Annotated in this window: 20 protein-coding genes and 3 pseudogenes; 12 read left to right on the top strand and 11 right to left on the bottom strand. The window is 64.8% G+C overall.

Annotation, left to right across the window (positions count from 1 at the left end; all coding sequences use genetic code 11):
* Position 1 precedes the first annotated feature (1 nt).
* The 5 genes and pseudogenes from QM707_RS11065 to QM707_RS11045 form a co-directional block, all read right to left on the bottom strand.
* Positions 2–376 (bottom strand): polysaccharide biosynthesis/export family protein, encoded by a 375-nt coding sequence (locus QM707_RS11065; protein ID WP_415001925.1) that lies wholly within the window; start codon positions 374–376, stop codon positions 2–4.
* A gap of 55 nt (positions 377–431) precedes the next feature.
* Positions 432–542: pseudogene (locus QM707_RS11060) on the bottom strand (polysaccharide biosynthesis/export family protein); the annotation flags it as partial.
* Positions 543–753: 211 nt separating this feature from the next.
* Positions 754–1572, bottom strand: a complete 819-nt coding sequence (locus QM707_RS11055) for a tyrosine-protein phosphatase (protein ID WP_415001924.1) — start codon at positions 1570–1572, stop codon at positions 754–756.
* Complete coding sequence (locus QM707_RS11050; protein ID WP_415001923.1) at positions 1569–2696, bottom strand: MraY family glycosyltransferase; 1128 nt, start codon at positions 2694–2696, stop codon at positions 1569–1571. Before QM707_RS11050 ends, QM707_RS11055 begins: the two co-directional genes overlap by 4 nt.
* Before the next feature lie 60 nt (positions 2697–2756).
* The gene (locus QM707_RS11045; RefSeq protein ID WP_415001922.1) at positions 2757–4169 is read right to left on the bottom strand and encodes a mannose-1-phosphate guanylyltransferase/mannose-6-phosphate isomerase; all 1413 of its coding nucleotides are present in this window, start codon (positions 4167–4169) and stop codon (positions 2757–2759) included.
* A gap of 94 nt (positions 4170–4263) precedes the next feature.
* Here QM707_RS11045 and QM707_RS11040 point away from each other — a divergent pair, with 94 nt between their 5' ends.
* Positions 4264–5265 carry an aminoglycoside phosphotransferase family protein gene (locus QM707_RS11040; RefSeq protein ID WP_415001921.1) on the top strand — a complete coding sequence of 334 codons (1002 nt, stop codon included), beginning with the start codon at positions 4264–4266 and terminating at the stop codon, positions 5263–5265.
* Between the two features lie 7 nt (positions 5266–5272).
* The gene (gene murU / locus QM707_RS11035; protein ID WP_415001920.1) at positions 5273–5974 is read left to right on the top strand and encodes an N-acetylmuramate alpha-1-phosphate uridylyltransferase MurU; all 702 of its coding nucleotides are present in this window, start codon (positions 5273–5275) and stop codon (positions 5972–5974) included.
* Here the strand turns inward: murU and hda are convergent.
* Genes hda through QM707_RS11015 form a run of 4 tightly spaced genes read right to left on the bottom strand, consistent with a single transcriptional unit; the run spans position 5971 to position 9552 of the window.
* Positions 5971–6663 (bottom strand): DnaA regulatory inactivator Hda, encoded by a 693-nt coding sequence (gene hda / locus QM707_RS11030; protein WP_415001919.1) that lies wholly within the window; start codon positions 6661–6663, stop codon positions 5971–5973. The two genes, murU and hda, sit on opposite strands and share 4 nt — an antisense overlap.
* Positions 6660–7832, bottom strand: a complete 1173-nt coding sequence (locus tag QM707_RS11025) for an AI-2E family transporter (protein ID WP_415001918.1) — start codon at positions 7830–7832, stop codon at positions 6660–6662. Before QM707_RS11025 ends, hda begins: the two co-directional genes overlap by 4 nt.
* Entirely contained in the window at positions 7829–8389 is a 561-nt protein-coding gene (locus tag QM707_RS11020; RefSeq protein WP_415001917.1) for a CDP-alcohol phosphatidyltransferase family protein, read from the bottom strand. The genes QM707_RS11025 and QM707_RS11020 overlap by 4 nt, the downstream gene beginning before the upstream one ends.
* Positions 8386–9552: a DUF2066 domain-containing protein gene (locus QM707_RS11015; protein ID WP_415001916.1), complete on the bottom strand. Its 1167-nt coding sequence runs from the start codon at positions 9550–9552 to the stop codon at positions 8386–8388. The genes QM707_RS11020 and QM707_RS11015 overlap by 4 nt, the downstream gene beginning before the upstream one ends.
* A 155-nt stretch (positions 9553–9707) precedes the next feature.
* Between QM707_RS11015 and purM the strand changes: the two genes are divergently transcribed.
* From purM to QM707_RS10995, 4 genes are read left to right on the top strand one after another with little or no spacing between them, the layout of a single operon-like run.
* The gene (gene purM / locus QM707_RS11010; RefSeq protein WP_415002147.1) at positions 9708–10727 is read left to right on the top strand and encodes a phosphoribosylformylglycinamidine cyclo-ligase; all 1020 of its coding nucleotides are present in this window, start codon (positions 9708–9710) and stop codon (positions 10725–10727) included.
* 8 nt (positions 10728–10735) lie between these two features.
* The gene (locus QM707_RS11005; RefSeq protein ID WP_415001915.1) at positions 10736–11377 is read left to right on the top strand and encodes a DUF2238 domain-containing protein; all 642 of its coding nucleotides are present in this window, start codon (positions 10736–10738) and stop codon (positions 11375–11377) included.
* Positions 11374–12042 (top strand): phosphoribosylglycinamide formyltransferase, encoded by a 669-nt coding sequence (gene purN / locus QM707_RS11000; protein WP_415001914.1) that lies wholly within the window; start codon positions 11374–11376, stop codon positions 12040–12042. Before QM707_RS11005 ends, purN begins: the two co-directional genes overlap by 4 nt.
* Entirely contained in the window at positions 12042–12743 is a 702-nt protein-coding gene (locus QM707_RS10995; RefSeq protein ID WP_415001913.1) for a DUF3108 domain-containing protein, read from the top strand. Before purN ends, QM707_RS10995 begins: the two co-directional genes overlap by 1 nt.
* Before the next feature lie 13 nt (positions 12744–12756).
* Here QM707_RS10995 and QM707_RS10990 read toward each other — a convergent pair.
* Positions 12757–13371 (bottom strand): annotated as a pseudogene (locus QM707_RS10990) (UDP-N-acetylglucosamine 1-carboxyvinyltransferase); the annotation flags it as partial.
* A 19-nt stretch (positions 13372–13390) separates the two neighbouring features.
* Here QM707_RS10990 and QM707_RS10985 point away from each other — a divergent pair.
* From QM707_RS10985 to QM707_RS10960, 6 genes and pseudogenes are all read left to right on the top strand, one after another.
* Positions 13391–13894, top strand: a complete 504-nt coding sequence (locus QM707_RS10985) for a hypothetical protein (RefSeq protein WP_415001912.1) — start codon at positions 13391–13393, stop codon at positions 13892–13894.
* Between the two features lie 23 nt (positions 13895–13917).
* On the top strand, positions 13918–14415 hold the full coding sequence (locus QM707_RS10980) for a hypothetical protein (protein ID WP_415001911.1): 498 nt from the start codon (positions 13918–13920) through the stop codon (positions 14413–14415).
* Positions 14416–14451: 36 nt separating this feature from the next.
* Positions 14452–14913, top strand: coding sequence for a (2Fe-2S)-binding protein (locus QM707_RS10975; protein WP_415001910.1), 462 nt, complete (start codon positions 14452–14454; stop codon positions 14911–14913).
* A 70-nt stretch (positions 14914–14983) separates the two neighbouring features.
* Positions 14984–15457, top strand: a pseudogene (locus tag QM707_RS10970) (molybdopterin cofactor-binding domain-containing protein); the annotation flags it as partial.
* 272 nt (positions 15458–15729) lie between these two features.
* Entirely contained in the window at positions 15730–17190 is a 1461-nt protein-coding gene (locus QM707_RS10965; RefSeq protein ID WP_415001909.1) for a xanthine dehydrogenase family protein molybdopterin-binding subunit, read from the top strand.
* Between the two features lie 73 nt (positions 17191–17263).
* Complete coding sequence (locus QM707_RS10960; RefSeq protein WP_415001908.1) at positions 17264–18457, top strand: M24 family metallopeptidase; 1194 nt, start codon at positions 17264–17266, stop codon at positions 18455–18457.
* A 53-nt stretch (positions 18458–18510) separates the two neighbouring features.
* Here the strand turns inward: QM707_RS10960 and QM707_RS10955 are convergent, their stop codons facing one another.
* Positions 18511–20649 (bottom strand): carboxy terminal-processing peptidase, encoded by a 2139-nt coding sequence (locus QM707_RS10955; protein ID WP_415001907.1) that lies wholly within the window; start codon positions 20647–20649, stop codon positions 18511–18513.
* Positions 20650–20754: the final 105 nt, after the last annotated feature.

The raw sequence follows: 20754 nt of genomic DNA, 5'->3' as shown, positions 1-20754 counted from the left end.
GTCAGAAGATGCCGAAGAAACTGAAGACCGGCAGCGTCTCGATGAAACGACGCAAGGCCGATTTTGAACCGGATTCGTCGACGACGATGATGTCGTCGCCATAGATCTGCGGATCCTCCGACGAGCCGGCGCGGATCGCCTTCAGGTCGAACTTGGCGCCCATCTTCTTGCCGTCCACCTGGCGGAACACCACGATGCCCTGCAGGTCGGCCAGATTGGTCACGCCGCCGCCCATCGCGATCGCCTGCAGCAATGAGGTCTTGCCGCTGATCGGATAGATGCCGGGCTTGTTGATCGCACCCTCCATGGTAATGCGCTGGCTGGCGTATTCCTTGACGAAGACGGTGACCTGCGGATTCTGGACAGATCTGGGCATCGAGCTTGGCTGCGATCTGCCTCTCGAGCTCCTGCGCCGTCAGGCCGCCGGCCTGCACGACCCCGATCAGGGGCAGCGAAATCTGGCCGAGCGTGTTGACGCGCACCGTGCGGTTCAGATCGTCGACTTGGAACACGCTGATCTCGATCAGGTCCTGCGGCCCCATCCGGTACTCGGACACGCCCGAATAGGCCCCGGCTTCCGTCCGCGTATCCGGCGCCGGCATCGGCACCCCCGCCGCACCGCGCTGCGCCCCACCCGACCGGGTCGATCCCGAACTGGCGCAGGCGCCCAGCATCAATGTCAGCAGGCAAACCAGAGCGACGCGGAAGAGCGAACGTGAGGGCATGGAAAAGGCCGAAGGGGGGATGATCGGATTATGCGGCACCGAACCAACGATGCCATAGCGTGCGCCGGGTCGCAGAAACTGGCCGTTCAGGCAGCGGCGGCAGCCGTTCCGGCGCCAGATCGTCGAGGATGCCCTGCGGACGCGTACGCACCATATGCCAGGACTCGGCTTCGCCAACCCGTACCGCGGCAGCCTCCCGCCCTTCCGCCAACCGGGGCGGGCGCGAGGCGACATGGTGCGAATCGGAGGCCAGGATATGCACCAACCGCTCGTCGAGCAGGCGTTCGCCCCAATAGCGGGGGCGTTTGCCGAATCGTCCGGTCAAAGCACCCGCGGTCACCTGCATCCAGGCGCCGGCATGGGCCAAACGCACGAATATCTCGTAGTGGTCCTCGATCCAGCTCAGGCGCTCCGGATGGGTGATCACCGGGACGATGCCCATCGTCAGCAGCTGGAACACCGAATCCTCGAATCGCGGCGGTGCCACGTGGTGCGGCGGTTCGAGCAGGAGATAGCGGCTGTGGTTGATCGTCGGAATGCGGCCGGCCCGGATCGAAGCGCCCAGGTCCGGCGCCAGATGCGTATCGGCGCCGACCACCAGGGTGAGGTCGATGCCTTCGTCGCGCAGGACCGCCTGCAGTCGGGCGACCGCCGCGACGATGCCTTCGCGATCGTTCTCGTACAGGCCGGGATAGATATGCGGCGTGCAGGCGGTGACGCGGATGCCGTCGTCGACGGCGATGCGGGCCATCGCCAGCGACACATCGAGGTCGGGCGCGCCGTCGTCGATGCCCGGCAGCATGTGGCAATGCAGGTCGATCATGCCGTCGCCCGCGTCCCCGCTCATGTCAGCGCGGCCGTCGCCAGGGCCCAGCGCCGCAGCACGGGGAACGCGCGGAAGAACTTCACCGCGCGCTCGCGGTCGGCCGTCAGGCGATAGTGCACGGCGATCAGCACGAAGAACGCGACCACCAGCAAAGGCGGAGACACGCCCAGTTTCATCGCGATCGCGGCGCCGAAGCCGAGACCGGCGGACGCCAGCATCAGGACGATGGCGATCGCCGTCGGCGAGTAACCGGCATCAAGGAGGAGGTGATGCAGATGGTCGCGATCGCCCGCGAACGGCGAACGTCCCTGTCGCAGACGACGCAGGATCAGGCTCACGCAATCGATCAGCGGCAACGCGATCGTCCACGGCCCCAGCACCGGCGACACCGGATGCTCGGGGTTCTGCGAAAGACGCACGGCGGTCCAGGCGATCACGAAGCCGAGCACCATGCTGCCGGCATCGCCCAGGAATACCCTGGCGCGCGGCAGACCCGGGCGGCGCATGTTCCAGAGCAGGAACCCGGCGACCGCCGCCGCTGCCGTCACCAGCCGCTCCGCCGAAGCGTTGTTGCCGGCATAAAGGGCGAAAACGGCGAACAGCGCCAGCGACACCAGCGCCTGTCCGCCAGCCAGGCCATCGACGCCATCGGCCATGTTCAGCGCATTGATGACGCCGACGACGACGAAGATCGTCACCGACAGCGATAGCCAGCCTGCGAGACGGAAATTGTCGATGCCCACGACATCGGACAGCTGCTGCACGGAAACTCCGCCGACCCAGGCCATCACCAAAGCGGCCGCGACCTGCACGCCGATACGGTATTTCCAGTTGAGGTCGTACAGGTCGTCGAGCACGCCGACCGCCAGCAACATGCCGCCGGCAAGATAGAAACTGAGCATCGCCGACGAGGAAATATCTCCGAAGGCGATCGCGCAAACGGTCATCGCGAACAGGATGACGAGTCCGCCGTGCATCGCCGTCGGCGCCTGGTGCTGCTTGCGTCCCCCCGGCAGGTCCGGCCGGTCGGTCAGGCCGAAGCGCTCGGCCAGCGGGCGCGTCAACGGAATCAGTACCGCCACCAGCGCGAAAGCGATCGCCGCGCGCATCCATCCCTGCGTGTCGATCTGCTGCAAAAGACTCAAGTACGACTGCATAGTTTCCCCTACCGACCCGCGCGCCCCCCGGTCGCGCGAGCGTGATGCTCAACGCCCGTATTGATCTTCGAAACGGACGATATCGTCTTCGCCCAGGTACGAGCCCGATTGCACCTCGATCAGTTCCAGCGGCATCTTGCCGGGGTTCTCCAGCCGGTGCCGGCTGCCCAGCGGGATATAGGTGCTCTGGTTCTCGCTCAAGGTGAACACCTTGTCGTCGCAGGTCACGCGCGCCGTGCCGCTGACGACGATCCAATGCTCGGCCCGATGGTGATGCATCTGCAACGACAAGGCGGCGCCGGGTTTGACCACGATGCGCTTGACCTGGAAGCGCGTGCCGTTGTCGACGCTGTCGTAGCTGCCCCAGGGGCGGTACACCTTGCGATGCCAGGTGGCCTGCGTGCGCTCGGCCTGCTTGAGGCGCGAGACGATGTCCTTCACCTGTTGCACGCGGTCCTTGTGCGCGACCAGAACCGCATCGTCGGTGTCCACGACCACGACGTCTTCCAGCCCGAGCAAGGCCACCAGCCGCTTGTCGCCGAGGGCCAGCGTGTTGCGGCAATCCTGCGCCAGCACGTCGCCGCGATGGGCGTTGCCGTCGCCGTCCTGCTCGGCCACTTCCCACAGTGCGGACCAGGAGCCCACGTCGTTCCAACCCACGTCGATCGGGAGAACGCGCGCCGCCTGCGTTTTCTCCATGACCGCGTAGTCGATCGAATCGCTGGGACAGGCGGCGAAGGATTCGCGATCCAGGCGCAGGAAATCGCTGTCGCGCTTGCCGCGCGCCAGCGCTTCGCGGGCGCGCTCGACCATGGCCGGATGGGTTTTCCCGAGTTCTTCCAGGTATCGCGAAGCGCGGAAGGCGAACATGCCGCTGTTCCAGAAATACTCGCCGCTGGCCAGATAGGCTTCGGCCGTCGCGAGGTCGGGCTTTTCGACGAAACGTTCGACCGCACGAACGTCCTGACCCGCGGCCGGCGCCGCCTTGATGTAGCCGTAGCCGGTTTCGGGCGCGGTCGGCACGATACCGAAGGTGATCAGCGCCCCCTGTCCGGCGGCGGGCAACGCCGCCAGCACGGCGGCCCGGAAGCCGGCTTCGTCGCGGATCACATGATCCGAGGGCAGGACCAGCAGCACCGGATCCTCGCCAGCGGCCATCGCCTGAAGCGCGGCGACCGCGATCGCCGGCGCGGTATTGCGGCCCATCGGTTCCAGCAGGATGGCGGCCGGGTTCGCGCCGACCTGGCGCAGTTGCTCGGCCACCACGAAGCGGTGCTCCTCGTTGGCCACGACGAGTGGCGTGTCCGCACCCGGCAGGCCGCGCAGGCGCAGGGCCGTCTGCTGAAGCAAGGAGTATTCGCCGATCAGCGGAATGAACTGTTTCGGGTAGGCCTCCCGCGACAGGGGCCAGAGCCTCGTGCCGGAACCACCGGACAACAGGACGGGAACGAGTGTAGTCATGCGCTCGGGAAGATTAAGGGCTGAAGTATCATGCCACGCTCACCGCTTCACCTGATGCCCCGCTTCAACAACCTGCCCCATCCCACTGAACCGCATGACCCTTGCCTCCCGTACTGCCCAGCGCCTGGATTGGACCCGTCAGGCCCTCAACGACCCCTCGGCGCAGCTGGAAGGGGCCAGTGCCGACGCCAGCTTCCGCAGCTACTGGCGATGCGAATCGGGCGGCCGGACCTGGATCGTCATGGACGCGCCGCCGGATAGGGAAGACATCCGGCCCTGGCTGGATGTGGCGGCTCGCCTGAACGCGGCCGGATTGCATGCCCCCGAGATCGCCGCCAGCGACGCCGAACAGGGCTTCGTATTGATGTCCGACCTCGGAACCCGCCTCTACCTTCCCGAACTCGACGCGGCGAGCGTGGATTCGCTTTACGGCGACGCGCTCGACGCCATGCTCGCCATGCAGACCCGCGCCGACGTCCGCGGCCTGCCGGCGTACGACGAAGCACGACTGGTGGCCGAGATGGAGCTGCTGCCGGAGTGGTTCCTGAAACGCCATCTCGGCTTCACGCCGGAGTGCGAGGAATGGGATGTCATCGAATCGGCCTTCCGCGCGCTGGAGAAGTCGGCGCGCGCGCAGCCGCAGGTTTTCGTGCACCGCGACTACCATTCGCGCAACCTGCTGATCACCGCTTCGCGGAACCCGGGCATTCTCGATTTCCAGGATGCCGTGCTCGGCCCCGTCACCTACGATCTCGCTTCGCTGTTGCGCGACTGTTACATCGCTTGGCCAGACGACCAGGTCTATGCCTGGGCCGAAGCCTATCGTCAGCGCCTGGCCGCGGCCGGCCTCGCCGTCGGCGACGCCGGGCAATTCCGCCGGCAGTTCGACCTGATGGGCCTGCAACGTCACATCAAGGTGCTCGGCATCTTCTGCCGGCTCTGGTATCGCGACGGCAAGGCCGGGTATCTCAACGACCTGCCCCTGGTCTGGCGCTACACGCGCGATGTCGGCCGCCGCCATCCCGAAACGGTCGAACTCGTGGCGTTGATCGAGCGCGTGCTCGGCGATCGCGACATCACGCGTCCGCTGGCCTGATTCGATCATGCGTGCATTGATCTTCGCGGCCGGAAAAGGCGAGCGCATGCGCCCGCTGACGGAACATACGCCGAAGCCGTTGCTGAGCGCCGGCGGCAAGCCGCTGATCGAATGGCATCTGGAAAGGCTCGCGGCCGTCGGCATCGCCGAAGCCGTCGTCAACATCGCCTGGCTGGCCGATCGTTTCGAACCGGCGCTGGGCGACGGTTCGCGTTGGGGATTGCGTCTGCACTATTCGCACGAGGGCGCCGAACCGCTGGAAACCGGCGGCGGCATGCTGCAGGCCCTGCGCTGGCTGGGCGACGAACCCTTCCTCGCCGTGAACGCCGACATCTGGTGCGATGTCGACTTCGCGCGCTTGCCGGAAATACCCCGAGGTCTCGCCCACCTGGTGATGGTGGACAATCCGGCGCAACATCCGCGCGGCGACTTCGCGCTCGATGCCGAAGGGCGCCTGCATTCGGAAGGCGAATCGAAACTCACCTTCGCCGGCATCGGCGTATATCGCCGCGAGTTGCTCGACGATTGGCGCCGCATCGTCGGCGACGCGCCGGGCGTGGACGAAACGCCGCCGCGCTTCAAACTCGCGCCGCTGCTGCGCGCCGCGATGCATGCGCAACGCGCGACCGGCGAGCATCACCGCGGTCGCTGGACCGATGTCGGCACGCCGGAAAGGCTGGCCGATCTGGATCGGTCGCTTTCGGCCTAAGGCGTTTCCGTCACGAACCGCTTGAGGAAAGGCACGGTGATGCGTCGCTGTGCCGCCAGGCTTTCGCGATCAAGGCGGTCGAGCAACGCGGTCAGACCGCCCAGATCACGGCCGACGCGGCGGAACAGGAAATCCAGCACCGCATCGTCGAGTTCGAGCCCGCGGCGCTCGGCGCGCCGACGCAGTACCAGGCGGCGACCGCTTTCATCGAGCGCGTCCAGCGAGAGGCGCGTGCATTGTTCGAGCCGCGAGCGGAGATCGGGCAGACTCAGGGGCAAGGCGGAAGGCATCGCTTGCGCGGCATAAATCACCCGGCAATCGGCTGCGCGGGCGCGATTATGGAAATGGAACAACGCTTCCTCGTCGCCGCGATGACCCGCGATCGCCTCCAGCGAATCCAGGCACACCAAGGCAGAACGTTCCGCACCGACGAGCGCGTCGCCCAATCGTCCCGCCATCGTCGCCAGCGGCAGATAGGCCGAGGTTTCACCACGCTGTTGCGCTTCGGCGCATGCCGCCAACAAGAGATGAGTCTTGCCGCTCCCCGCCGGCCCGGCCAGGTAAAGCCAGTCCTCGCGTTCGCCGCGCGCGGACTGTTCGACCAGTGCGCGCACGTCCGCCTGGCCGACGAAAGCGTCGAGGCGTTGGTCGGGCGGGAAACGCAGCGCGAGCGGAAGTTGCGGCGTCACACGTCGGGCCGTGCCGGCGGCGCGGCGTCCGGCAGCAGCTCGCGCTGCGCGGGATCGACATCGACAGCGGCGGCTTCGGTTTCCGGAGGGTCTTCGGCGCCGTAGAGATGGCTCTCGGTGTAGTGGCGATAGGCGTAACGCAGCCCCACCATCGCCACGGCCGCCACCGGCAACGCCAGGAGCACACCGAGGAACCCGAACAACTGACCACCGGCCATGATCGAAAAAATCACCGCGACCGGATGCAGGCCGATGCGATCGCCGACCAGCCAGGGCGTGAGCACGAAACTCTCGATCGTCTGACCGAGCATGAAAATGCCGAGCACCAGCGCGAGATGCATCAGGTCGCCGTGCTGCACCAGCGTCGCGATGACCGCCGCGCTGATGCCGACCATCGCGCCGAGGTAGGGCACGAAACTCACGAGGCCGGCGATGAACCCGATCAGCAGGCCGAGGTCCAGTCCCACCATCCACAGGCCCAGGCCGTAGATCGTACCGAGGCAGACCATCACGCTGAGCTGGCCGCGCAGGAAACCACCGAGCACGTCGTCCGACTCGCGCGCAAGCTGCATCACCACCGGCTCCACCGGACGCGGCAGCAAGGCGCGCAACTGTCCGAGCATCGTGCGCCAGTCGCGCAGGAAGTAGAACGTCAGCACCGGGATCAGCACGATGTTGGCGATCCATCCCATGATGGCCAGACCGGATTTCGACAGACCGCCGAGCAGCGTCGCGGCGATGCCGCCCGCCTGTTGCCAATGCGTCTTCAGCAGCGCGACCAGATAGTCGGGATCGACATAGCCGGCGAGCTTCATGCCCGACTTGGCTTCCAGCCAGGGAATGGCCGTGAAGCTGATCCACTCGGCCAGTTTCGGCAGCCAGTCGATCAGTTTTTCGATCTGGTTCGACAACAGCGGCACCAGGATCAACAGCGCCAGCACGAGCATCAGGATCATGAACAGGAACACCAGACCGACCGCGACGCCGCGCGTTCGACCGGCGCGTTCCAGTCGCGCCACCAATGGGTCGCCCAGCCATGCCAGCAAGGCCGAGATCACGAACGGCGTCAGGATCGGCGCGAGCAACCACACGAGGCCGCCGGCCAGCACGGCCAGCAACAACCATTGCCAGCGGCGCTGGTCGTGGAAGATCGTCTTTTCGTCGCTCATGTCTTCTTCCTCAATTCGCGCGCAGCACGAATGCCGTAACGGATCACGTAGTCCAGGCCGCTGACCAGGGTGGCCAGCGCGACGACCGCGGCCAGCACCGGCCAGGATTGCGCGGGAAGCGGCCACCAGCCATTGAGCTGCAGCAATACCGCAAGCACCAGCAGAATCTGCGCCAGCGTAGTGAACTTGCCCAGCAGGCTGGGCTCGGGTTCGAACGGCCCGATCTTCTGCCACCAGGTCAGCGAGCCGGACAGGATGACCAGGTCGCGCGCGAACACCAGCGCCACCAGCCAACCCGGCATCGCGCCTCCCAGCCAGAGCCCGAGGAAACCGACGCTCAGCAGCAATTTGTCGGCCAGGGGGTCGAGCAAGGCGCCGGTGCGCGAACGCCAGCCGAATCGCTTCGCCAGGGCGCCGTCCAGCGCATCGCTGGCTCCCGCCAGCAGAGCCAACCAGAACGCCGGTTCGAACAGGCCGCGCGCCAGGCACCAGAACAGCGGCAGGGCCATCACCATCCGGACGATGGTGATGGCATTCGGTAGCCAGTCCAGCTTCATCTCAATCCGAAACGGGCCACGCTCTCCGTGGCCGGCACGTCGCTCGTGGCGGGCGGCGCGGCGATCGATTGCATCACCGTTCCCGAATCGGCCAGTAGGCGCAGGCCCTTCAGGCCCGTACTCAGTTCCAGCGACAGCCGCAGCGAATCCGTATCCGCTTGCACGACGCCGATGCGACGCACGATCGCCAGCGTCTGCAGATATGACATCAGCCGGAGGAAATCCGCCGAACTGTCGACGCCGCTGACCTCGACGAGGTAATTGCCGGCCGGACCGATGTCGAGATAGACCGAATCGCGCTTGGCCAGTGCGTCGGCGGCCGGGTCGGCGCCGGAGGAGATGACGTATTTCGGGTCGGCATGGGTTACGGGCCAGCGCGAGAGCTCGACTCCGCCCTGGCTCAGCACCCACCAGGCGGACCAGCCGCTCTTCGAACGATACATCTTGCCGATCAGCTGGGTGTCGTTGCCGTAACGCGAGGTCAGGGGCACGAGCGCCGCACTGTCGAGGTTCCAGATCGAGTTCACCGCTGCCTGTTCGATCGCCGTGCCACTGGGCAGCCCGAAGCGCAGGCCGCGATCGAGGCCGCGGTTCGCCAGCGGGCGCACGACGTTGAGTTCGTTGCTGGTCACCAGGCGTGGGCCGCGACCGTCGTCGATCGCCAACCAGAGGATCGGTTTGGGGCGAACGCCGGTCCAGTACCTGAGCCCCGCGCCGGCGATCAGAGCATCGACCGAGGCGGGATCGAAACTGACCGTCATCGTGGTCTTGTAAACGGGGACGCCGCCGACGGCGGTATTGCCCTCGCTGTCCGACGAAGTCGCCGTGTCGGATTCGTCCACCAGGCTGGTCGCCGTGGACAGGGCCCGTCGGATCACCGGGTTGGCCGGCGCCTGCGGGTTGCCGGTGAGCTTGACGATGACCGCCATCAGAGCGCGGGCGGTGGCGCCTTCACGCTCGGTCTCGCCTTGGGACGTCAACGTGACTTCAGCCTTGTACAGGGCCGGATCTCGCATCGGCTTGATCTTGGGCGCAGGCGCCGCTTCGCCCTCGGTCTTCGGCGCCGGTTTGGCGGGCGCCGCAGCGGACTGCGCCAACGCGACTGACGATAGCGCCAGGCAGGCGAGGATGGCGGAAAACAGCAGGCGATAAGGGGGGCGCATGGGCACGCGTTCGTTCGGCGGTTGCTGCCGGCATGTTGCCGCAAAGCGCCGGGGCGCGTCCAACCGCAGCGGCCCCCGACCTGCGGCCTCGCCGGAGAGGGCTGGTAGAATGGCGGTTTCCGCAGAACCGGGCCGCGATGAGCAACTCCACTCCCCTGACCTACCGCGACGCCGGCGTCGACATCGATGCGGGCAACGAGGTCGTCGAACGCATCCGGCCCGCCATCAAGCGCACCCTGCGGCCGGAAGTCATGGGCGGCGGCATCGGCGGATTCGGCGGCCTGTTCGACCTCAGCGGCAAGTACAAGGAACCGGTGTTGGTCTCGGGCACCGATGGCGTCGGCACCAAGTTGATCCTCGCCAAGCAGCTGAACCGCCACGACAGCATCGGCATCGATCTCGTCGCCATGTGCGTGAACGATGTCCTGGTGCAGGGCGCCGAGCCGCTCTTCTTCCTCGACTATTTCGCCACCGGCAAGCTCGATGTCGCGACCACGGTGGACGTCGTCGGCGGCATCGCCAGGGGTTGCGAGATCGCCGGCTGCGCCCTGATCGGCGGCGAAACCGCCGAAATGCCCGACATGTACCCGCCCGGCGAATACGACCTGGCCGGATTCACCGTCGGCGCGGTGGAAAAAGCGCGGCTGATCGACGGCAGTCGCGTGCGCGAAGGCGATGCGTTGATCGGCATCGCCTCCAGCGGACCGCATTCGAACGGCTACTCGCTGATCCGCAAGATCCTGGCGCGCGCCGGCAACCCTCTCGACCTCGAGATAGGCGGCCGCAAGCTCGCCGACGCGCTGATGGAACCCACGCGCATCTACGTCAAGCCCATATTGGAACTGCTGGCAGGGCATGAACTGCACGCGATGGCCCACGTCACCGGCGGCGCATTGATCGAGAAGATCATCCGCGTCGTGCCGAAGTCGCTCGGGCTGGAGATCGACACGTCGTCCTGGCCCTTGCCCCCTGTCTTCGACTGGTTGCAGCGCGAAGGCAACGTGCCGCGCGAGGAAATGTGGCGCACTTTCAACTGCGGCATCGGTTTCGTGCTGATGGTCGCACCCGCCGACGTCGCCGCGATCGAAGCGGATCTCGATCGCCTCGGCCTGGCGCACTGGCAGATCGGCCAAGTAGTCCCCGCCGGCGACGGCGAACGCCTGCGCATCGGCTGAAGCCGACGATGAACCAGTCGCTGCGGCTGGGTCCGTTCAAGACCACGGCGCTGGCCGCCACGATTCTCGTCTTCGCATTGACCTGGATCACTCCGCGCTGGCCGCTGGAGCAGGCCCTACATAGCTCGTTAACGGTGGTCGGCCTCGCCTGGCTGGCGCTGCACGCCCGCCGATGGCGCATGGGCAATGGCGAATTTTCCGCCGTTTGCGTCTTTATCGCGCTGCACTGCGTTGCGGCGCGCTGGCTGTATTCGAACGTGCCTTACGACGAATGGTGTCGGCAATGGCTGGGCTGGTCGCCGCAACAGGCTTTCGGTTGGCAGCGCAATCATTTCGATCGCCTGATCCACCTGCTCTACGGCCTCTGCTTCACCCCTTCCTTGAACAGCTGGATACGCCAGCGTTGGCCGCTCGCTCGCGGTGGTGCTTTCTCGATCGCCGTGCTGATGATCATGGCAAGCAGCCTGGTCTACGAATGGATGGAATGGGCCATCGCCCTGTGGATGTCGCCGGCAGCCGCCGAGGCCTACAACGGCCAGCAGGGCGATCCCTGGGATGCGCACATGGACATGCTGCTGGCGACGATCGGCGCCCTGCTCGTCTGGCCGCTCCTGCGCGCTTCGCCCGCCGGGGCCGGGAACAAGCCATGAACCGCCTTTTCCGCCTCGCTGTACTCGCCTCGGGCCGCGGCAGCAATCTGGCGGCACTGATCGCCGCGCAAAAACAGGCGCGGCTGGCCGTGCGTTTCGTCGGGATTTTTTCCGACAAGCCCGACAGCGGCGCCATCGCCCTCGCGAAAGAACACGGTATCCATGGGTTCGTCCGCCGCCCGAAGGAATTCGCCGATCGCCGCGCCTACGATGAATCGCTGTTCAATGCCGTGGCCGACGTTCAGCCCGACCTCATCGTCTGTGCCGGATATATGCGCCTGATTTCCCCCGAAGCCGTCCGCCGGTTCGATGCGCGCATGATCAATATCCACCCTTCCCTGCTGCCGAAATACCCTGGCCTGGACACGCACGCGCGCGCCCTCGCGGCCGGCGATGCCGAACACGGCGCCAGCGTGCACGTGGTGATTCCCGAACTCGACAGCGGCCCGGTGCTGGCCCAGGCACGCCTGGCGCTAGGCTCGGGCGACACGGCCGAGTCCGTGGCTCGGCGCCTGCTCGCACGCGAACACCCGCTGTTGGTGCAATGCGTGCGCGCCATCAGCGAAGGCCGCGCGGAGCTCGGCGCGGAGCGCATCCGTTACGACGGTCGCTGGCTGGAAAGCCCCCTGCAGCTCGACGAGCGCGACGAATTGAGGCCGGCCTGATGCGAAACCTGCTCCTTGCGGCCCTACTGGCGCTTCCCCTGCCGCTGGTCGCAGCGGCGCCGGCGGCCTACACCGCCCAGTACGAAGTGCGGCGCAATGGCGAACCGATGGGCTCGGCAACGGTGACGTTCTCCGCACAGGGCGGCGGCGCCTACGAGTTGCGCACGCACACCGTCGGCACCGGCGGTTTGGCTGCCATGGCGGGCGCCGACATCGACGAGCGTTCGGTCCTGGGCTGGCGCAACGGCGTCCCTGAAACGCGGCGCTATTCCTATCGACAGAAGGTGGCCTGGAAAACCAAGGAACGCAGCCTCGTGGTCGATGCCGATGCCGGCCGCATCGACAGCCGCGACGGCGACAAGTCGTACTCGCCGCCGTACGAACCCGGCGTGCTGGACCGCCATGCGGTGAACATCGCGCTGATGCAGGACCTGGCGGCAGGCGCGAGCGGCGATCGCGTCTATCGCGTGCCGCAACGCGACCAGATCGATACGCAGCGCTATCGCGTCGCGGGTCGCGAGTCCTTGCAGACGGCCATGGGCGCTCAGCCGGTACTGCGCGTCGAGCGCATCCGCGACAGCGACGACGGCCGAAAGACCACGGTGTGGTTCGGCAGCGGCCAGCGCTACATCCCGCTGCGCATGCTGCAGACGGAATCCAACGGCGATTCGGTGGAGATGCGGATCGTCTCGATCCGCTGACGCGGCGCCTGTTTCAGGACGGGACGCGGCGGATCTTCGCGCCGAGGCCGCCGAGCTTTTCCTCGATGTTCTCGTAGCCGCGATCGATGTGATAGATGCGGTCGACCGTCGTTTCACCGTCGGCGACGAGGCCGGCCAGCACCAGCGAAGCCGAGGCGCGCAGGTCGGTGGCCATGATCGGCGCGCCCGAAAGTTTTTCCACGCCGCGGATAATCGCGGTATGGCCGTCGATGCGGATATCGGCGCCCAGGCGCAGCAACTCGTTCATGTGCATGAAACGATTCTCGAAGATCGTTTCCTTGATCACGCCCACGCCTTCGGCCACGCAGTTCAGCGCGGCGAACTGCGCCTGCATGTCGGTCGGGAACGCCGGATAGGGCGCGGTGGTGAGATCGACCGCCTTCGGCCGCTTGCCCTTCATGTCGAGCTCGATGAAATCGTCGCCCGTCGTGATTTCGGCGCCCGCGTCCTGCAACTTCAGCAGGACCGCATCGAGGATGTCGCCGCGCGTGCGACGCGTGATGACGCGGCCGCCCGTCATCGCGCCGGCGACGAGGAAGGTGCCGGTTTCGATGCGGTCTGGCAACACGTCGTACTCGCCGCCGTCGAGGCGGTCGACGCCTTCGACGCCCTCCGGCAACACGCTGGTGTGTGCTGCCGCTCAGACCGGCAATGACCTGTGCAAGCTGTGGCTCAATGCCGATGGCACGTTCCTGATCTTCGACGCCAACGGCGCATACACCGGCAAGTGGGTGGCGGGCAAGACCCGTGCGGATGGCCGTACACCGATCTGCCGCTACTGGGATCTGTCCGAGTTCCAGCTGCCCGAGGAACTGCGCGCCGGCAACATGATGGCCGCGCCGGCGGCCAGCACTGCAGGCATGGCGGCGCAGCCGGCCGCACCGCGCAGTGCCCGCATCTGCGAGACCAAGAACTTCCGCACCATCTGCACCAGCTATCCGGATGTCAGCCAGCTCAGTGCGGAACTGCAGCGCAAGGCGACGCGTAGCCGTCTGGAAATGAATCATGAAGAGGGCAGCTGTTATGCGCATGGCCCCCACGCCATTGGCGAGGCCTGGTTCGAATGGGACAACCATTCGCCGGGTCAGTTAGGGCTGGATCGCGAGATCCTGCTCAAGGGCCAGCAGTAACGCACATCGGCTTCATCAATATTTTGCAGGACACCATCATGACTTCCATGTTTTCCAATGTTGGGCGGGTGTTGCGTCATGCAGCGGCCGTGATGCTGTTTGCGGGCGGTACGCAGTCGGTCGTGGCGGCCGATGATCCGCTGGCCAGCTACTACGGCAATACGCTGCTGTGCCAGAACCAGAGCAGCAAGGCGATCTGTCATCTGTGGCTGAATCCGGACCGCACTTTCTTCGTGATGTATGACCGCGGCGTGCAGCCGGATGTGCCGGTGGCGGGCGGCAACTTCCGCATCGAAGGCCGGCGCGGTACCTACCAGTTGCAGGGTAAACCCGGCGCCTATGAAGTGTGCCTCAAGCCGGATAGCGTGCCTGGTAAAAAATTCGCGATCGAAATGACAGGTGAAATTTACGGCGGCAAGGCCTGTTATGCGCTGCCGGAACGCCAGCTGGGCAGCAGCTGGATGCACAGCACGGCCGATGGCAAGCAGTACAAGATGTGGCTGGTGAAAGGCCACGGCTGAGTACGGCAGGCAATTGCAGTCGGCAAGGGGGCAGGCATGGTGACGTTGATGGTCAATGGTGAGCGGCATGAACTGGAGGTGGATCCGGAGATGCCGCTGGCCTGGGTATTGCGCGACAAGCTGGGCCTGACCGGCACGCATGTTTCCTGCGCCCTGGGCGTGTGTGGTGCCTGCACCGTGCATGTCGATGGTCAGGCAATGCGCAGCTGCGTGTTGCCGGCGAGCAGTCTCGAGGGACGCAGCATCACCACCATCGAGGGTTTGTCCAGCGATGGCTCGCATCCGGTGCAGCAGGCGTGGATTGCCGAGGACGTGGTGCAATGTGGTTACTGTCAGTCAGGCTTCATCATGGCTGCGGCGGCGTTGCTGGCCAATACGCCCAATCCCACTGACCGGCAGATCAACGAGTCGCTGAGCAACATCTGTCGTTGCGGTACCTATGTGCGGGTGCGCAAGGCGATTCATCGTGCGGCCCGTTTGAGCCGGGAGCGCAAGTGATGTCTGCTCAACGTACCGAGTCGTCACCACAGCAGTTGCAGCTGGACCGGCGCCGGTTCCGCAGGGCGCCGTGGCCGCGGGCACGGTACTGGCGCTGGGCTTTGATCTGGGCGGCAAGGTGGTGCATGCCGTCGAGGCTGCCAAGGATGTGGTCGGCCGCAATGTATTCGGTACCTGGTTGAACATCGGCGCCGACGGTGTGCTGACCCTGGTCAGCCCGGAAGTTGAATATGGTCAGGGCACCATCACCGCCAACGCCATGCTGGTGGCGGAGGAACTGGATGCCGACTGGAACAAGATCCGGGTGGTGCCCAGCGATGCCGCCACGGTGTATACCAATCCTTCTTCAGGGCGCATGTCCACTGATGGTTCCTGGGGCACGCGCGGCCGTTTCGACCAGATGCGGCTGATCGGTGCCAAGGCGCGGCTGATGCTGGTGCAGGCTGCAGCCACACGCTGGAATGTGCCGGCCAGCGAATGCGTGACAGCCAACAGCGTCATCACGCATCGCGCCACGGGACGCACAGTCACTTATGGCGAAGTGGCGCAGGCAGCCGGACAGCTGGCGGTGCCTGCCGAGGTGACACTGCGTGGTCCCGAGCAATGGCGTCTGATCGGCAAGTGGGTGGCGCGACTGGACATCGTGCCCAAGTGCATGGGACAGGCTCGTTACAGTGTCGATCACACACTGCCCGGCATGTTGCATGCCGCCATTGCACGCTGTCCGGTGGTGTGGGGGGCACAGTCAAACGTTACGATGCCACTGCGGCGCTGGCGCGTGCCGGTGTGCGGCATGTGTTTGATGTGGGTTATGGCGTGGCGGTGCTGGCCGATGATCCCTGGACCGCGCGCAAGGCGGCTGAACTGTTGCAGGTGGAATGGAACGAAGGCGAAGCTGCCAGTCTCAGCTCCGCACAGCTGGAGCGTGATTACACACTGGCGCTGGACAATGAGCCGGGTGTCACGGCGCGTAATGACGGCGATGTGCAGGCCGCGATGCGTCAGCCCGGCGTCAGCACCTTGCAGGCTGATTACACCGTGCCGATGCTCATGCACCAGTGCATGGAGCCCACCGGCGCCACGGCGTGGGTGCATGATGGCCTGGTGGAATACTGGACGCCCACCGCGTCGATGGGCAACGTGGTGCGGCACAGTCACGATGTGTTCGGCTTCGCCAGCGCACAGGTGAAAGTGCATCGCGCCGAATTTGTCGGTGGTTCGTTCGGTCTGCGTGGTCGTGTCGATCCGGAACTGGAAGCCGCGCAGTTGTCGATCAAAGCCGGCGGCGTGCCGGTGCATGTGTTGCGTCGTCGCGAGGAGGACGTGCAGCATGGCTGGTTCCGTCCTTACCATAAGACCCGCATCAAGGCGGTGCTGGACGTGTCGGGAAACCTCCTGGCCTGGGATCACAAGGTGGCGGTGCAGAGCATCAATGCGCATTACTCCGACGAAGTGATTCCGTTCGGAGTGGACATCGAACCCATCAATGAGGAGACCCGCAAGGAGAGTGCGTTCTTCCGTCTGCCGGTGGATTTCTATGCTACTGCCGGCTCGCCGCACAATCTTTCCTATCAGATTCCCAGCCTGCGCATTGTCGGCGTGCAGCAGGAAGTGCCCATTCCCACCAATCACTGGCGCTCGGTGGGTTTTTCCGGCAATACCTTCATCACCGAGGGCATGGTTGACGAACTGGCGCAGGCGGCGAATCAGGACCCGGTGGCATTTCGTCGCCGGCTGCTGCGCGACAAGCCGCGTCTGCTGGCGGTACTGGATGCCCTGGTGGCCGAGGCCAAGTGGCAGCCGCAGAAAAATCGCGGTCGGGTGCGCAAGAACGGTTCCGGCTGGGGCATGGCGTTCGGCGAAGGGTTCTGGTGTTACTGCGCCATTGCGGTGAAGGTTACGGTGACCGGCCAGCGACTGAAAATCGACCGCATCGTCTGTGTCTACGACCAGGGCATCACCGTGAATGCCGACCAGACCGAAGCGCAGGTGCAGGGCGGACTGATCGATGGTCTGTCTGCCGCCATGTATGGTGAGATCACCATCGAGAATGGCCGCGTACAGCAGAGCAACTTTCACGATTACCGGTTGTGCACGCTGGCGGAGACGCCGCCGATCCAGATTCGCGAGGTCGTCAGCCAGGAGAAAGCCGGCAGCATGACCGAGATCATTACGCCCGCACTGATGCCGGCCATCACCAGTGCCATCTTTGCCGCCACTGGCCAGCGCATCCGCGAGTTGCCGCTGAAGAAGCACGGTTTCCAGCTGCAGACCTGAATCAGGAATGCGACTGGATGCATTTTGTATTGTCTGAGCCGTAACGCTACGGTCTTGCCTGGAGATGACTGCCTTGAGCCTGCTTGCCGAACGTCTGAATCATCCGGTTTCTACTGCCGAGCTGGAACGCCGCTGGCTGGCGGTGCGCCAGCGCATGCGCGACGAAAAAATCGATGTGCTGCTGATGCAGAACAACAACGATTTCATGGGTGGCTACGTCAAGTGGTTCAGCGATCTGTCGGCCACCAATGGTTATCCACTGACTGTGGTGTTTCCGCGCGAAGCCGGCATGACCCTGGTGATGCAGGCGCCGATCGGCATGGACCGGAAGATCCCGCCAGGCGATCTGGATCTGCGTGGTGTGGAACGGGTGCTGGGTGTGGCCAGCTATGCTTCCGCGGGTTATTCGCTGGGTTACGACAATGCAGCCGTCACCCAGGCATTGCAGGCGTATGTCGGTGGCACCATCGGTCTGGTGGGGCTGGGCACCTTGCCGGTGTCGATGCTGGATCATTTGCGGCGTCAGTTCACCCGGGCCCGGTTTGTCGATGCTTCGGAACTGGTGGATCAGATCAAGGTGATCAAGAGTGATGAAGAGATCGCATTGATCCGGCGCTGTGCATCCATGCAGGATGCCTGCATGGATGCGGTGTTCAAGGCCATCCGGCCGGGCATGCGTGACATTGAAGCCGCAGCAGTGGCCGAGCAGGTGAGCCATCAGTTCGGCAGCGAGCAGGGTCTGTACCTGTGCGCCTCAACGCCGGTGGGGCAGCCGGGGCCGTTCGGTCCGCGCCGCTATCAGAACCGCATCATCCGTGAAGGCGATTATTTCGCCATCCTGGTGGAGAACAGTGGCCCGGGTGCGCAGTACTGCGAGCTGGGACGTACCTGTGTGCTGGGCAAAGCCAGTGATGCCATGAAGGAGGAAATGGACTTCGTGGTGCGTGCCCAGCAGTTCACGGTCAATCTGCTCAAGCCCGGTGCTGCCTGTGCTGACATCTGGCATGCCTACAACCAGTTCATGCGCGACAACGGTCGTCCACCGGAAGAGCGCCTGTACTGTCACGGCCAGGGCTATGACATGGTGGAGCGGCCGCTGGTGCGTTTTGACGAAACCATGACCATTGCTGCCGGCATGAATCTGTCCTGTCATCCCACCTATGCCAATGCCACCGGGTTTCACTGGTGTTGCGACAACGTGCTGGTGGGGCCTCAGGGAGGCGAGCTGATTCATCAGGCGCCGCGTCGCCTGATCGAGCTGGGCTGAGTAGTTGGGTCGATCGCGGCATGTAACGGTCTGACCGTTACATGCCGATCTGTTCACTTGCTGGTCTTGACCAGGGTGCTGGTTGGCGTGCTGCGCCACCAGGTGCTGAAATCAGCAGTGATCTGCGCGACTTCACCGAGTAGCGGATCGGGCGTGTCGCTCTTGTCCTTCTCCAGTTCTTCCAGCGAGGTCACGGTTGGCAGGCCATCGCTGGCGCGTCGGGCATTTTCACGCTGCAGGCGTTCCTGATCCTGACGCTGGCGTTCCTGCTGGCGTGTTTTCAGATTCAACGACACGCTTTTTTCCTTGCGCAGGGCTTCATAGGCGGCGATGTTCTGCAGCAGGTACTGATAGTTGGGGTCGTTGGCCACCCGCTGGTTGTGTGCCTGCAGCAGCGGATCGACACTGGCGGTGATGTTGCCGCTGCGGGTGAATTTGGCCGGACGGATGCGATCCCAGGGCAGCGCGCTTTCCATGGCGCTTTCACCGATGTCTTCGGTGCTGATGGCCGAGGGCAGGGCCAGATCCGGTTCGACGCCACGATGCTGGGTGCTTTCGCCGGTGATGCGATAGAACTTGCCGGTGGTGATGGTCAGCTGGCCAAAACCCGGTTCCTTGTTGGCGGCAAAGCGGTCCAGCGGATAGACATTCTGCACGGTGCCCTTGCCATAGCTTTGCTGGCCGATGACCAGCCCGCGACCGTAGTCCTGGATGGCGCCGCTGAAAATCTCCGAGGCGGAGGCGCTGTAGCGGTCGATCACCACGGTCAGCGGTCCGTCCCATGCGACGCTGTTGTCCGTGTCGTCCAGCGCTTCGATCTGCCCGCCGGTCTGGCGCACCTGCACTACCGGACCAGTGCCAATAAACAGGCCGGTGAGGCCGATGGCTTCCTGCAGATTGCCGCCACCGTTGGCGCGCAGGTCCATGACGATGGCGCCGACACCTTCAGCCTTGAGGTTGTCGATCAGCTTGCGCACGTCACGGGTCAGGCTACGGAAGTCCTTGTCGCCACGCTGCGCGGCATCGGTGTCCTGGTAGAAGCTGGGCACCGTGATCACGCCCACCTTGATGTCCTTGCCATCGCGCTGAATGGTGCGGATGTCCTGTTTGGCGGCCTGGGCTTCCAGCGAAATCTTGCTGCGCACCAGGCTGATGACTTTTTCAGTGGAGCCCGGTGCTGCACCCGCAGGCAGAATCTGCAGACGCACCGTGGTGCCGCCCTTGCCGCGAATCAGCTGCACCACATCGTCAATGCGCCAGCCGGCGACATCCACCAGCTTGCCATCCTTGCCTTCGCCGACGGCGGTGATGCGGTCGTTGGCGCTGACCAGTCCGCTCACTGCGGCGGCACCGCCGGCAATGACGTTTTGTACCACCACGAAATCGTCCACCACCGACAGCGATGCGCCGATGCCTTCATAGGACAGGCTCATGGCGATCTTGAATTCGTCGGATTCGCGCGGCGAGAAGTAGTTGGAATGCGGATCGAACACGTGAGCGAAGGCATTCATGAATACATCGAATACATCTTCACTGGTGGTCTTGTCGAGATTCTTCAGGGCGCGGTCGTAACGCTTGCTGAGGATGTCGCGGGTTTCGGTCCAGGTCTTGCCGGTCAGGATCAGCGACAGCGCATCATTCTTGACCCGTTTGCGCCACAGCTCGTTGAGCTCGGCAGTGTCCTTGGGCCAGGGCGCCTTGCTGCGGTCGTATTCAAATGACTCGTCAACGGTGAAGTCGGGTTCGGTCTTGAGCAGTTCCAGCGCGTAGCTGAGGCGCTCGCGGTTGCGTTCCCGGAAGCGGTTGAACACGCTGAAGGCCGGGTCGATGCTGCCGTTGAGCACGGCGTCGTCCAGCTGGTAGCGGATGCGTTCGAATTCGCGAATGTCGCTGGCCAGGAAGTAGCTGCGGGCGGCGTCCAGCGACTCCAGATAACGGTCCAGCATCACCGAGGAAATCGGATCATTGATGGCCGACTGGCGGTAGTGCGAGCGTTCCACCACGGCGCTGACCAGTTTGCTGACCCGCCGCTGCTTTTCGGTGGGAGCGTAATTTTCGGTACCGGCGGCGCTGGCTTCGTTGATGGGGGTTTGCGAGGAGGTGGACAGGCCCAGTACCAGCACGGCGACAACAGCGCTGCTCAGCCACAGGCCGCGCTTGTGTAGATATCTGCTCGCAGTCGGTAAAGTCATTGCCTGTTACACTCGCTGTACCAAAATCCGCCCCGTCCGGTGGTCAGAGTAGAGGCGGGCATCAGGGCAATCAAGCCCTCAATCGAGAGACTTTTGTGGCAAATC

The organism is Arenimonas sp. (assembly GCF_047602345.1).
In the GTDB taxonomy this organism is placed as follows: domain Bacteria; phylum Pseudomonadota; class Gammaproteobacteria; order Xanthomonadales; family Xanthomonadaceae; genus Arenimonas.
The sequence above is the reverse complement of the archived record's forward strand: the minus strand, read 5'-3'. Positions and strand labels throughout refer to the sequence as shown.